This is a genomic window from Arthrobacter sp. DualSoilB13, from assembly GCF_055389195.1.
Genome location: NZ_AP035865.1, coordinates 654318 through 666768, shown reverse-complemented (window position 1 = coordinate 666768; position 12451 = coordinate 654318). Strand labels below are relative to the sequence as shown.

At 62.7% G+C, this 12451-nt stretch carries 13 protein-coding genes; 5 read left to right on the top strand and 8 right to left on the bottom strand.

Annotated elements, in window-relative coordinates; genetic code table 11:
- Positions 1 to 66 precede the first annotated feature (66 nt).
- Complete coding sequence (locus tag ACZ5J0_RS03260; RefSeq protein ID WP_250819649.1) at positions 67 to 858, bottom strand: TIM barrel protein; 792 nt, start codon at positions 856 to 858, stop codon at positions 67 to 69.
- Positions 855 to 1979, bottom strand: coding sequence for a Gfo/Idh/MocA family oxidoreductase (locus tag ACZ5J0_RS03255; RefSeq protein ID WP_464094160.1), 1125 nt, complete (start codon positions 1977 to 1979; stop codon positions 855 to 857). The genes ACZ5J0_RS03260 and ACZ5J0_RS03255 overlap by 4 nt, the downstream gene beginning before the upstream one ends.
- 107 nt (positions 1980 to 2086) lie before the next feature.
- On the opposite strand from ACZ5J0_RS03255, the gene ACZ5J0_RS03250 reads away from it, so the two are divergent.
- Together ACZ5J0_RS03250 and ACZ5J0_RS03245 are read left to right on the top strand one after the other, a co-directional pair.
- Complete coding sequence (locus tag ACZ5J0_RS03250; RefSeq protein ID WP_464094159.1) at positions 2087 to 3085, top strand: LacI family DNA-binding transcriptional regulator; 999 nt, start codon at positions 2087 to 2089, stop codon at positions 3083 to 3085.
- 48 nt (positions 3086 to 3133) lie between these two features.
- Complete coding sequence (locus tag ACZ5J0_RS03245) at positions 3134 to 3838, top strand: TetR/AcrR family transcriptional regulator (RefSeq protein ID WP_166841326.1); 705 nt, start codon at positions 3134 to 3136, stop codon at positions 3836 to 3838.
- Here the strand turns inward: ACZ5J0_RS03245 and ACZ5J0_RS03240 are convergent, their stop codons facing one another.
- On the bottom strand, positions 3839 to 4486 hold the full coding sequence (locus tag ACZ5J0_RS03240) for a LytR C-terminal domain-containing protein (protein ID WP_142936742.1): 648 nt from the start codon (positions 4484 to 4486) through the stop codon (positions 3839 to 3841).
- 22 nt (positions 4487 to 4508) lie between these two features.
- Complete coding sequence (locus ACZ5J0_RS03235; protein ID WP_024819465.1) at positions 4509 to 4808, bottom strand: type II toxin-antitoxin system VapB family antitoxin; 300 nt, start codon at positions 4806 to 4808, stop codon at positions 4509 to 4511.
- Between the two features lie 145 nt (positions 4809 to 4953).
- On the opposite strand from ACZ5J0_RS03235, the gene ACZ5J0_RS03230 reads away from it, so the two are divergent.
- Complete coding sequence (locus ACZ5J0_RS03230) at positions 4954 to 5874, top strand: Cof-type HAD-IIB family hydrolase (RefSeq protein ID WP_223941717.1); 921 nt, start codon at positions 4954 to 4956, stop codon at positions 5872 to 5874.
- A gap of 248 nt (positions 5875 to 6122) precedes the next feature.
- Complete coding sequence (locus ACZ5J0_RS03225) at positions 6123 to 7538, top strand: stealth family protein (RefSeq protein ID WP_142937104.1); 1416 nt, start codon at positions 6123 to 6125, stop codon at positions 7536 to 7538.
- Here the strand turns inward: ACZ5J0_RS03225 and ACZ5J0_RS03220 are convergent.
- The 4 genes from ACZ5J0_RS03220 to ACZ5J0_RS03205 form a co-directional block, all read right to left on the bottom strand.
- On the bottom strand, positions 7516 to 8496 hold the full coding sequence (locus ACZ5J0_RS03220; RefSeq protein ID WP_166841324.1) for a phosphodiesterase: 981 nt from the start codon (positions 8494 to 8496) through the stop codon (positions 7516 to 7518). The genes ACZ5J0_RS03225 and ACZ5J0_RS03220 overlap by 23 nt on opposite strands.
- Before the next feature lie 143 nt (positions 8497 to 8639).
- A complete protein-coding gene (locus tag ACZ5J0_RS03215; protein WP_142936745.1) occupies positions 8640 to 9122 on the bottom strand; it encodes a glutathione peroxidase in 483 nt (160 codons plus the stop codon).
- 77 nt (positions 9123 to 9199) lie between these two features.
- Positions 9200 to 10702 carry a M23 family metallopeptidase gene (locus tag ACZ5J0_RS03210; RefSeq protein ID WP_464094158.1) on the bottom strand — a complete coding sequence of 501 codons (1503 nt, stop codon included), beginning with the start codon at positions 10700 to 10702 and terminating at the stop codon, positions 9200 to 9202.
- 155 nt (positions 10703 to 10857) lie between these two features.
- Complete coding sequence (locus ACZ5J0_RS03205) at positions 10858 to 11253, bottom strand: MarR family winged helix-turn-helix transcriptional regulator (protein ID WP_142936747.1); 396 nt, start codon at positions 11251 to 11253, stop codon at positions 10858 to 10860.
- A 97-nt stretch (positions 11254 to 11350) separates the two neighbouring features.
- On the opposite strand from ACZ5J0_RS03205, the gene ACZ5J0_RS03200 reads away from it, so the two are divergent.
- Complete coding sequence (locus ACZ5J0_RS03200) at positions 11351 to 12451, top strand: MFS transporter (RefSeq protein ID WP_464094157.1); 1101 nt, start codon at positions 11351 to 11353, stop codon at positions 12449 to 12451.

Genomic DNA, 12451 nt, shown 5'->3' with positions numbered 1-12451 from the left:
GCGCCCGCGGGCGTCAACGCAAAAGCTCACGCCGTCATCTCGGACGGATGCGTCGGCCGCACCCAGCTAGCTATCAAAGGCCGCACGGAAGGCCGCCAGCGCGGTGTCCCCTGCTTCCAGGCCGGATCCTCCCGCGGCATTCGCCTCCAAACCCACCACGCCCTCGTATCCGGCCTTCTTCAGGGCTGATGCCACACCGGTGTAGTTGATTTCCCCGGTGCCGGGTTCACAGCGGCCGGGGACGTCGGCTACCTGTATTTCTCCTACCCAAGGCAATGCGGCCCGGACGAGTTCAATGAGGTTCCCCTCACCAATTTGGGCGTGATAGAGATCCAGCATCATCCTGACGTTGGGGTGGTTCACCGCCGCCACCAGCGCCAAGGTGTCTTTGGCGCGTGCCAAAGGGATTCCGGGGTGGTCCAGGACGGTGTTCAGGTTTTCCAAGGCGAAGACCACACCGTGCTTCTCGCCCAAGGCCGCCAGACGTTCGAGCGTGCTCCGGCCCGTCAGCCACATCTCGCCGGTAGACCGGTGAACGGGGCGGACAGCCCTGCCGCCTTCTCCGAGTTCTGCAGGGTGGACCACCATGCGCTCGATACCAAGTTCAAGCGCGACAGGAATCAGCTTCTCCGCCGATGCCAGCACTTCATCTGCGCTACCGGGGTCAGTGAGGCTACCGCCAAAGTAACCGCTCATCGAAGAGAACCGGGCGCCCGTTGCTGCCAGGGCCGGGATGTCCCCTCCCCGGGTGTCCCACAACTCCACCTCGAAGCCTTGCTCATGAATTCTCTTCACACGCTCTATCAACGGCAGTTCGCCGTAGAGCATCTCAGCGCAGGCAGCCAGGCGGAAGCTCATGCTTTATCCCCCACCCTTTGCAGCGCGGGTTCCGCTGGGCTAAGGACGGCAATATCTGCCACATCAACCGGCAACCCGGTTTGGGCTGAACGGGTGGCGGCAAGGGCCACGGCAAGGGCGTTCCGCGCATCGATTCCACCGGGAGCTTTGGGAGCAGCGGAGGCCTGAATGCCGTCGCGGTCAGCCTTCACCGACTCCACAAAGTGGGCGAGTTCGACTGTGTACGCATCATGGAAGAGGTCAACATTCAGGCGGACGGTGTCCGCATTGATACCGGCGGCGGTGTAGCTTGTGGCCGTGGTGGCCTGGGGGCCTCCCGCCGTCACCATTCCGGCAGAGCCAAAAACTTCTCCCCGCACGTCATAGCCGTAAAGCGCGTTGAAGTTGGCCTCGGCCACGGCAATGGCCCCGTTGCTGTAGGTCACAGTGACCACGGCAGTATCCAACAGGCCACCCTCCTTTGCTTCAGGAGCCACCAGCGCGTCAGCCACAGCATGAACGCGAACAGGGACAGCGCCCGGGTTCAGCCAGTTCAGGGTGTCGAAGTCGTGGATGAGTGTTTCAAGGAAGATGGTGCCCGGCGGAATCCGCTCCGGGTTGGCGATCCCGTCCGGGCTGCCTGGATCGCGGGTCAAGGACCGAAGCAGTTGCGGGGTCCCTACGGCGCCGGCATCGATGAGTCGCCGGGCGGCAGCGAAGTCATTCGCGTAGCGGCGGTTGAAACCGAACTGGACAACCACGCCTGCGGCGTGTGCTGCTTCCAGGGCCGCATCAAGCTCTTCCACCGTTCGGCCTCCCGGCTTTTCACAGAAGGCATGCTTACCTGCCCGCGCTGCTGCCGCGATCAGCCCGGAATGAAACCGCGCCGGAGCGGAGATGAGGACAGCATCCACGTCCGGATCGTTCAGTACATCCTCGGCGTCGGTGCTGATCTTGCCCACACCCAGGCGGCCCGCCAATGCCTCGACGGCGGGAAGAGCGGGGTCGGCGATTGCTTCAAGCCGGGCAGAGGGGATGCGTTGCGCCACGGATTCAGCGTGGAAAGTCCCAATCCACCCCGCTCCAATCAGACCAATACGAACCGGCCGGTCTTCTCTGGCCGGATGCTGAAGGTAACCCATGCTTGCTCCTAAAAAATTCTTCTAGATCGTTCTAGTCGATCCATAGTGGCATGCGATTCGCACTGCGTCTAGATCGTTCTATACACTGAACGCACTTGGAGGAAAATATGTCCGAACTGCAGCGCCGCCCCACCCTGATGGACGTAGCCGAGGCCGCCGGTGTCTCACGCGCACTTGTTTCCATCGTGATGCGGGGTGCACCCGGCGCGGCGGAATCAACGCGGCAAAAAGTCTTGGAGGCGGCCCGCCAACTCGGATATCGCGCGGACTCCCGGGCCAGGCTGCTGCGAAGCAGCCGAACCAAACTCCTGGGCCTCATCTTTTCCAGTTCACAGCCTTTTCATGCCGAAATCGTGGATGCCGCCTATGCCGAGGCCTCGGCCAGAGGCTATGAAATAGCACTGAGCGCAGTGGCCAACGGCAGGCCTGAGGCCCGCGCCATCGAGACTTTGCTGGATGTAGGTGCGGAGGCGCTGATCATCATCGCTCCCACCCTCAGCGCGGAAGACCTGGCACTGCACGCCCGCCAAGTGCCGGTTGTGAGCTTGCTACGCGACGACGTAGGCGATTCTGTGGACTCGGTCAGCAGTGATGATTACGCCGGCATCTCGATAGCCGTGGACCACCTGGTGAGCCTTGGCCATCGACGGATCGTTCATGTGGACGGTGGCTCTGCCGTCTCGTCGGACAAACGTCGGGAGACGTACTGTACCGAAATGATCCGGCACGGCCTGCAACCTGTGATTATTCCAGGCGGCCCCGGCGAGGAGGACGGCATGGGTGCGGGGCAGATCCTTCAGACGGATCTGCCCACGGCTGTCATCGCCTTCAATGACAGGCAGGCGCTGGGAGTAATGGAATGCTTCAAGGCCGCGGGGATCAGCATTCCCGCGGATGTCTCCATACTCGGTTACGACGACAGTCACTTCGCCAGGCTAAGTTACGTGCAATTGTCCTCTGTCAGCCAGGACGCTCCGCTCCTTGCTGCCGCCGCCGTTGGCCGGGCGGTAGACCGAATCGAGGGGACACAGTCACCGGGCAGCGTGGTCCGGACACCGCATCTGGTCCTCCGCCGCACCACGGCACAGGCTTCTGCACACAGTTGATGTCAACGCTTCACCGCTCTTAGTGACAGATCGCGGTAAAGTGTCTGTATGCCAAGGATCACGGCCGCCACGAATGCTGCCCAACGCGCCGCGACCCAACGTCGGATTCTCACCGCCTTTGGAGAGCTCCTCTTCACCCATGGACTCCCCGGCCTCACCATGACCGACGTTGCGCGCCACGCCGGCGTGGGACGCACGGCTGTCTACAACTACTACGCGGACATGGAGCAACTGCTCATCGCGTATGCCTTGGACGAGACCGAGCGCTTCATTGTGGACCTCCGCGATTCACTGGCCGCGCTGGAAAACCCGGTTGACCGCCTTGCCCTTTACGTCCGCGCCCAGGTGGAGGATCTCAGCCGACGCCATCTGCCCCCTGGCCCGGCCATGGCTGCAGTCCTCTCCCCCGGGTCCTTCGCCAAGCTGGCCGACCACGTGGGAGATCTCAACGTACTGTTGCAGGACATCCTCCAGGACGGAGTACGGCAGGGCTATCTGCCGGACGTCGACGTCGAGCAGTTGGCGCGGCTCATTCTCGGAACGCTCTCAGCCAGCGCCGCACGCCGCAACCGAACGCCCGACGGCGAGACTCCCGCGCCGTCGCCGGCCTCCGACGTCGAGCCTCACTCAGCTGTTGAACTTCATACGGCACAGACGGTGCGTTTCATTCAGTTGGGCGCTGGTGCCCGGTTCGACGACGCCGGCAGGCCCGTCAGGCTCGAAGCGCCAGCCCACGACGCCCTGGCTGGCTAACTACTGCCCTGCAGGAAGCGTCGGAATAATGGGCCATTTGGAGTTGTCAGCGATCCGCAGGTCCTCCCGCGGGCACTCCAGCGTGCCCGGTGTCTGGTCCACCAACTGTGGCTCCACCAAACCTTCGAAGCCTGGCGTGAGGATCACGTCCACGGACTCGTCCTCACGGTTGTCCTCGAAGTAATCCGTTCCTGCAAGGTTCCGCTGGATATTGAACGCCGCGGCCTGGCCTTTGACGCCCGAGACCACCACGCCAATGCCCGAATAGGCGGTATCGCTGTTGTCCACCGAGGCCACCTTGTAGCCCCGGGCCGTGAACTGTTCTGCCACTGTGCCGGCCAGCCCTCCGCGTGAGGTGGCATTGAAGACGTTGAGCGTCACGGTCTCGTTCGGGACGTAGTCGAACGTGGTGGTGGGACACAGGCTAATGGGAGCTTTGCTGGCGATGGCGCTGGGAACCTTGACCACACCGTTCATGATCGCCCACGCACCCACCGCGCCGGCAGCTATGACACCCACCAACAGGACAAGGACAATTCCATGGAACAGCCTCCGCCGGAAGCGGCCTTTGTGCGCCAGCTCGTCCTCGGCAAAGGTCGCCCGAAGTTCGGGCCCTGTGACTACCCGGTGTCCATGGAGTTGCGTCACATCTTTGGGACGCCTGCCCTTGCTAGCCATCGATTACCAATACACGTGCGTGAATGGCTGTCCTTTGGTGGAGCGCGGTTCGGACCGCCCTGTGAAGTCCGTCTTCGAGGTACATGACCCCTTGATACTGGACCACGTGCGGGAACAAATCACCGAAGAACGTTGAGTCCTCAGCCAACAGCGCCTCCAGGTCCAAGGTCCGTTTGGTGGTCACCAATTCATCGAGGCGGATGGGCCGCGGGGGCAGGGCAGCCCAGTCCCGCGGCGCAGAGAATCCATGGTCAGGGTACGGGCGTCCCTCGCCCACAGCTTTGAAGATCACCCTGCAAGCCTATGGAAGATGCCGCGCTAACGGAACTTGTGACCCGCAGCACAGGCAGGTTGTGGCCAAAAGGTGACTAACCTTCGCATGGCGTCACAGAAGTCATAGCTGTGATGGGAACCTCCGGGACTGACAGAATGGGGGCATGACTCAACCGCTCCAAGGTACTCACCGGACCGCTGCCCGTGCGACGCCCGCGCTGGCGCTGCTGCTGGACGTCGATGGTCCCATCGCCAGCCCTGTGACGCGCGACGTCAAGCCGGACATCATTGCGGACATGGTGGCCCTGGCTGCCGCGGGCATACCGGTCATCTTCAACACGGGGCGCTCGGATGCGTTTATCAGCGAGCAGGTCATGGAGCCCATGATTGCGGCGGGCATGCCGGCTGACACTGTCATTCACGCAATCTGCGAGAAGGGCGCCGTCTGGTTCAGCTACACCGCAGAAGGGCCCGGTCCCATCCATGTGGACCACCAGCTCGCCGTGCCCGCAGCGTACGGGGACGATATCCGCAGGCTTGTTGCCGAGGACTACTCGGCGCACATGTTCTTCGATGAGACCAAGCGCGCCATGGTTTCGGTGGAGCAGCACGTGGACGTGGCCAGCAAGGACTACCTGGCCGAGCAGAAGCTTTTCGACGCCGATGCACTGGAGATCATGGGACGCCACGGCCTCAACGCCGCCATCCTGGACCACCACGCACCGGAGTCCGATGACACTGCGGACTACCGCCTGGACCCCACCATCATCTCCACGGACATCGAATCCGTCCGCCTGGGCAAGGACCTCGGGGCCAGCCGGGCCGTTGAACTCCTGGCGGCCCAGGGCATCACCCCGCTCTCCTGGAGGACTGTGGGTGATTCCCGTACGGACTACGCCATGGCAGACTGGCTTCACCACAACGATCACGATGTGAAGCACGTGGACGTCCGGCCGGCAGATGGCATACCCGTCAAGCCCTACACCATCCTGACGGCGGCCGACCTTGATCTGGCCGACGACGTCATCCACGACGACGCCGGCGGCGCATTCCTCCGCAGCTGGCGCGAGGCCCTTTCGATCTAAGTTCCAGCGCAACAGAGTTTAGAGTTTTAGAGTTTCAGAGCAACCCGCACCGCAAAGATCCCGGAGATACAGCCATCACACAAGCACAGGTCGATCCGATTTACCACGGCAGCCCGTCCATCGAAGAGGACACGATTGCTGAGGCAATCTCGCCTGCCGTCGTCGCGCATCTTAAGCACAGGTCCGACGTCGTTCGTCACCGCGGGCGGTACGCCCTGGTCAACGACGACCTGACCCCGCAACAGGCCATGGTGTCCGATCTCCTGGCTGTCCGGGCCGCTTTGGACGCTGCCGGTATCGACTTCATCCTGGTGCGCGGAAATGATGAGCGGCCCGTCATTGCCGTGGACTGGGAGTCCCGCAAGGACGTCCGGGAGGCGCTGGTCTCGGCTTTCCGCAATGAGCCGTTCTACTCCATGACCGTGGATGCCAAAAAGAAGACCTCGGTGCTGGTTGCAGATGGCGAGCTGTCCGCAAACCGGAAAGCCCGGATCTTCCGCCTGTACCGGCCGCGCGTCGAGATCGGCGGCGGTCTCTGGTACGGCCCCGCCCTGGGCGTACAGCTTGAGCTGTGGAGGTTCGAGGGCGACCACCTGGAACTCCCTGTGGAGAACTCCCTGACCCGCCGCACCATGTTGCGTCAGGACGCGGTGCGAGGCACGGTTCAGAGGCATGGCCTGTCCTGGCCCACTATCGAAAACATGTTCGCGGACCACGCCAGCGACATCGATTTCGACATCGACATCGTTTTCTCGTGGGTGGACGGCAGCGACCCCGAGTACATCGCCAGGAGGCGCGCACAGCAAGCCGACGCCGTCCTCGGCGAGGGCGATGACCACGAAGCCCGTTTCCGGCAAATCAACGAGCTGAAGTACGCGCTGCGCTCAGTGCATATGTTCGCTCCGTGGATCCGGCGGATCTTCATCGCAACGGACTCCCCCGCACCGGAATGGCTGGCCGACCACCCTTCGGTGACCATCGTCCGGAGCGAGGAATTCTTTGCCGACCCCTCAGTTCTGCCTACCCACAATTCCCAAGCCGTGGAATGCCAGCTGCACCACATCAAGGACCTCTCGGAGCACTTCCTGTACTCCAACGACGACATGTTCTTTGGCCGTCCCGTGGGTCCTGACATGTTCTTCACGCCCGGCGGCATCACCAAGTTCATCGAGGCCGACACCCGGATCGGCCTGGGCGAGAACGACGCCGAACGCAGCGGTTTTGAGAACGCGGCCCGTGTGAACCGCAAGTTGCTGTGGGAGCGCTTTGGCCGCATCACCACCCGGCACCTTGAGCACACGGCCGCGCCGCTGCGTAGGAGTGTGGTGGCACAAATGGAGAAGGAATTCCCGGCCGAGTTCGCGAAGACCGCAGGTAGCCGGTTCCGGGCCGCGGACAACATTTCCGTGACCAACTCGTTCTATCACTACTACGCCCTGCTCACGGGCCGCGCCGTCACGCAGACCAGCGCAAAGGTCAGATATGTGGACTCCACCATGTGGGCCGGGCTGCACTATCTGCCCAAGCTCCTGGCAAAGCGCCACATGGACTTCTTCTGCCTCAACGACGGCAGCTTCCCCGAGGTTGAAGCAAACGAGCGCGCAGACCTGGTGACCGACTTCCTGGAGAAGTACTTCCCGGTTAAGGCGCCTTGGGAGAAGTAGGGCCGGAGGAAACCATCGGAAGCGAAGAGGTGTGCGTGCCCGGCGATGTGTGAGCCCCTACCCGGGACTCGTGCGGAATGCGGATACCGGCTTCGGCCAAGCGCCGCTGAACCTCGTCGGCATCCACTGGCTCACCTACAGTGACTCCTCCGGACATCGGGACCACTGAATGCACGATCGTGTGCTCGTAAACATGGATCATGTTGTACGACTGCGCTCCGTCGCGCCCGCGCTGTCCGCCGGCGCGCACCGCCAGGTCCTGGGTGTAGCACGTAGCTGAGGCGACCGATACCGGGATGCCGGCGAAGCTCGCCGTCGTCGAGTAATGCAGGTGACCGCCAAGGATGGCGCGGACGTCAGTATTACGCACGACGGCGGCCAGTGCGGCTTGGCCACGCAGCTCCACCAGGACGGCGAGGTCCTGCACGCATGGGACGGGCGGGTGGTGGAGGGCCAGGATGGTGCCGTCCGGGGCCGGCGTTGCCAATTCAGCTTCCAACCACTCCAGCTGCGATTCCGACAGTTCGCCGTAGTGGTGGCCGGGGACCGTGGTGTCCAGGGTGATGATGCGGAGCCCGTTGACGAAGTAGCTGCGGTCCACGGGGTCTTGGGGCTTGCTGGCTGCAGAGGCGTCGGCGAACGCTGAACGGAAGTTTGCCCGGTTGTCATGGTTGCCCATGGCCCAAATAGCTTTGGCTCCAAGTGACGCACACAGGGGTTCAATCATTTCGCGGAGGTGCTCGTAAGCTTCCAACTCGCCTTTGTCGGCAAGGTCTCCGGTGAAAATGATGGCCTCGGGTCGGATCCTTGAGGCGATGATTTGCTCACAGATCTCCCGGAGCCTGGCCGAGCTGTCCACCGAGCCGTGGAGCGTGCCCGGACCACCCACCAGGTGAAGATCGCTCAGGTGCAAAAGCACATGACCTGGTTTGGGGTATTCGGCCTCGATGAGCTCCATAGCTTCGCCTTAGCGTTTGGTGGGAGACGGCTTCTCCCGTATCAATCCAGTAGTCCCAATCCAACCAGACAACAAGCCAACAACTGGGTAACATCCGGCGGAATGTTGGAAAATTACTTTTCTCCCTTCTGGATCAGCGGCGTCTATGCCAGCGCCTCTTCCACTGCTTTCATGAGGTATTCGGAGTCGGGCTCCACTGCGGATGGGAACCTTGCTACAAGTTCTCCCTTGCGGTTTATGACGAACTTCTCGAAGTTCCACTTGACCTTGGCCGACTGCCCATCCTCGTCCCGGGTCAGCTCCGCGAACAAGGGATGTTGCTGCTTTCCCAGGACGTTGGCTTTGCTGGTCAACGGGAAGGACACACCGAAGTTCCGTTCGCAGAATTCAGCGATCTCCTGGTCCGCGCCGGGCTCCTGCCCGCCAAACTGGTTGCAAGGCACCCCCAGGATCTCCAAGCCCCGGCCGCGGTACTTGCCGTACAACTCCTCGAGGCCTGCGTACTGGCGCGTGAAGCCACACTCTGAAGCGACGTTTACCACCAGGACCGCCTGGCCTTCGAAGCGGCCGAAGTCTGCTTCGGTGCCATCGTTGAAGGTGAGGGGAATGCTGTACAGGCTGGTCATGGGATTCGCTTCCTGACGACGTCGTCTGGCGGTATTGCCGCCATCGAGCTTACGGGAGCCGGCTTGGGTGGCGAAACCTAGGGCGTGGGAAGGATGAGCGAGGACAACGGCACCAGCACACCGTCCGGCCGCTGGACCAGGTCCGGGGCGATCAGAATGTATCCGGGCGGCAGGACTACTGCCGGCAGCGACGTCGGGAGGACTGCAACAGGCGAGGGTGCAGGAGCCACCGGAGGGGCAGGAGCCACTGGAGCAACGGCCTGGGTAACTACCGGCGCGGGTGCAACAGGTACTGGCGCCACAACCACCGGCGCAGGTTCCACCACAACAGGCGCTACGGGGGCCGGTGCAGCCGGAGCGGGTGCTACCAGAGCCGGCGGGACTGTGTTGGTTTCCGGCGCGCTGGTTGACGGCGATGGTGTTGTGGAGGCAGTCGGCGTCGGTGTCGCAGTGGTGGTCGGCGTCGGTGTCACTGTAGCCGTAGGGGTCGGCGTGGGGGTGGCGGTCGGCGTCGGAGTAGCCGTCACGGAAGGTGAGGGCGTCGGCGTCGTGGTTTGAACCGGCGTCGTGGTGGCAGGCGGGGTGGTCTGGGTAACGCCAGGGCTGCTGGGTGGGTTGGTGGCAGGCGGGGTGGTGCCCGAGGGAGCTGAGGGTGGAACCGGAAGGGGTTCGTCGTTTTCGTGCTCTCCACCGATGACGGCCCGGGTGGTGCCATCCGACACCGGAACGGCCCACTGCGGTGTTGCCGAGGTGCCGGTGCCAACACCGGGCTGGTAGTTCACCATGGCGATGGTTTGCAGCGCATCAACCTGCCGGATGGGCAACAGCGTCCAGTTGGCGGGATCAGTATGAAGGCCGTTGACGATCGTCTCAAAGTGAAGATGGCAGCCGGTGGACCATCCGGTGGTCCCAACCTCTGCAATGACCTCGCCCACCCGCACCGATTGGCCTTGAGTGACGCCGATCGCCTGGAGGTGGTTGTAGGTGGTGACCAGGCCGTTGCCGTGCTCGATTTCAACCCGGTTCCCACCGCCCCATACGTGCCATCCGACAGCCCGCACCACGCCGGCGTCGGCAGCGTACACACGCGTACCGCAGGCGGCTGCGTAATCCTGGCCCCAGTGGAATTCTCCGGCCAGGCCCGTCAAGGGGCTATAGCGGTAGCCGTAGGACGAACTTTTGTTGAGGACCTCAAGCGGCGAATAGAGGCTCCCTGCAGGGGGTCGTGACAGCCCTGCGGAGGCAACGGTCAGACCTGTGGAGCCGTCTTTGCTGACTGTGCGGATCATGGCGCGGTCGAAGTAGACCATGGGCGTACCGGCAACCTGCTGGGGTGGTTCCATGGTGGGGTCGATGACCAGGGTTTCGGCTTCCGGCGGCACCAGGGTGCCCAGGGCTGTCGGTTCCACCACCCCCTGCGCCAGTGCTCCGCCCACGGAACTGCTGGAGACAGCGTTCAAGGGTTGGAAGCCAAACGCGAAGAAGGCGAGGACCGCGAGGCTCCCTGCGATCAGAACGCGGTGGAAACCTACGGTGCGGATCAGTTCTACTGCCCGGTCTGATTCATGATGCTTGCCCACAAAACACTCCCCAAAGCCAGCGGCACCAAACCCCAGCCTGGCGTGCAAGCACCATTGTTGCGGGTATCAGGGGAGAAATAAAGGCTTCCCGGGTCCCTTCTACCGAAAGGTTGCCTCAGTTTTGGCTCAAGAATCTTGAGCTTGGACTTCTGCGGCTAGGAGCCCAGGTTTTCCTTGAGCAGGGCGCGGTGTTCGACGGCGGCAGTGGCGTGAAGTGCGCGGCCCGCCTCGGTCAATTCCAGGAAGAGGGACCGGCGATCGTCGGCGCAGGTTTCGCGGGACACCAGGCCCGCTTTTTCCAGGCGATCCACCACCTTTGACACAGCACTCTGGGTCATGGGGGTGCGCTCCCCCAAGGCCTTCATGCGGCACGCGGACTCTTCGCTCTCGGCCACCAGGTCCAGGATTTCGAACTCGTTGAGGCCAATGTCGAACTTGGCTTCGAGCGCGCGGTCGATCGCTCCGGCGGTGCGGAAGTAGGAGTTCTGGATGCTGCGCCACTGCTCCACCAATTGGCGGTCCTGCAGTTGACGGTCACGCGTCGTTGCCATGGTCCGATTCTAGTTCATTACGACGTTAGAATCCACGTCATAAGATGACACATCATATTCCTTGTCATTGAATGACGCGTCATGTACATTCAAATCCATGACGCGACCCACCACCCTCAAGACCTCAACCGAGCCGCCTTTGGTTTCAGCCGTTCACTGGACGCGAGCCCAGTGGCTGCTGCTCATGGTTGTGTGCACCGTCCTGGCTTTGGACGGGCTGGACGTCTCCATGGTCGGCGTTGCTTTGCCGTCCATCGGGCAGGAACTCAACCTCGGAACCGACTCCCTGCAGTGGATCGTCTCCGCCTACGTCCTTGGTTACGGGAGCCTCCTGCTCCTGGGCGGCCGACTCGCGGACCTGTTGGGCCGCCGTCGAATCTTCCTTATCGCTTTGACCGTCTTCGCCGCGGCGTCCTTGCTGGGCGGGCTGGTTGACGACCCCGCCATCCTGATCGCTACCCGGTTCATCAAGGGACTGGCCGCCGCGTTCACTGCACCCACCGGGTTCTCCATCATCACCACCAACTTCGCCGAAGGCCGCGAGCGCAACAAAGCGCTGTCCATCTTCACCACGTTCGGCGCCAGCGGTTTCTCACTGGGCCTGGTGGTGGGCGGCCTCATGACCAGCCTGAGCTGGCGTTGGACGTTCCTGGTCTCGGTTCCCATCGCGGTGGTGGTTGTCCTCCTGGGCATGAAATTCATCCCCAAGGACAAGCCCTCAGCGGAGAACAGCGGGCACGATATCTGGGGTGCCGTTACCCTCGCACTGGGCATGCTTGGCCTGGTCTACACCTTGGTTTCAGCACCGGAGCAGGGCTGGGGATCTGTGGCAACAATCGCCGGATTCGCAGTGTCCATCGCCGTGCTGGCAGCCTTCGCGGTGATCGAAAACAAGGTCAAGCATCCGCTGATCCGCTTCAGCATCCTCAAGGAAGGCTGGGTGGCCAGGGCAAACCTCAGCGCCGTGGGGCTGTTCGGCTCCTACCTCAGCTTCCAGTTCATCGTCACCATGTACCTGCAGTCGGTGCTGGGCTGGACACCGCTGGGAATGGCGCTTGCCCTGCTGCCGGCAGGTTTGCTGGTCATGGGCAGCGCGCCGTTCGCGGACCGCCTCATTGAAAAGTTCGGTGCCACACAACTGATTCTCAGGCGACTGCCGGCATTCGCGATTCCGAGCAGGGGCTGGCTGCCGGGCTGA

Excerpts from the sequence above, each read along its gene's own strand:
- ACZ5J0_RS03260 (WP_250819649.1), bottom strand. The coding sequence starts at position 858 with ATGAGCTTCCGCCTGGCTGCCTGCGCTGAGATGCTCTACGGCGAACTG.
- ACZ5J0_RS03255 (WP_464094160.1), bottom strand. The coding sequence starts at position 1,979 with ATGGGTTACCTTCAGCATCCGGCCAGAGAAGACCGGCCGGTTCGTATT.
- ACZ5J0_RS03250 (WP_464094159.1), top strand. The coding sequence starts at position 2,087 with ATGTCCGAACTGCAGCGCCGCCCCACCCTGATGGACGTAGCCGAGGCC.
- ACZ5J0_RS03245 (WP_166841326.1), top strand. The coding sequence starts at position 3,134 with ATGCCAAGGATCACGGCCGCCACGAATGCTGCCCAACGCGCCGCGACC.
- ACZ5J0_RS03230 (WP_223941717.1), top strand. The coding sequence starts at position 4,954 with ATGACTCAACCGCTCCAAGGTACTCACCGGACCGCTGCCCGTGCGACG.
- ACZ5J0_RS03225 (WP_142937104.1), top strand. The coding sequence starts at position 6,123 with ATGGTGTCCGATCTCCTGGCTGTCCGGGCCGCTTTGGACGCTGCCGGT.
- ACZ5J0_RS03220 (WP_166841324.1), bottom strand. The coding sequence starts at position 8,496 with ATGGAGCTCATCGAGGCCGAATACCCCAAACCAGGTCATGTGCTTTTG.
- ACZ5J0_RS03215 (WP_142936745.1), bottom strand. The coding sequence starts at position 9,122 with ATGACCAGCCTGTACAGCATTCCCCTCACCTTCAACGATGGCACCGAA.
- ACZ5J0_RS03205 (WP_142936747.1), bottom strand. The coding sequence starts at position 11,253 with ATGGCAACGACGCGTGACCGTCAACTGCAGGACCGCCAATTGGTGGAG.
- ACZ5J0_RS03200 (WP_464094157.1), top strand. The coding sequence starts at position 11,351 with ATGACGCGACCCACCACCCTCAAGACCTCAACCGAGCCGCCTTTGGTT.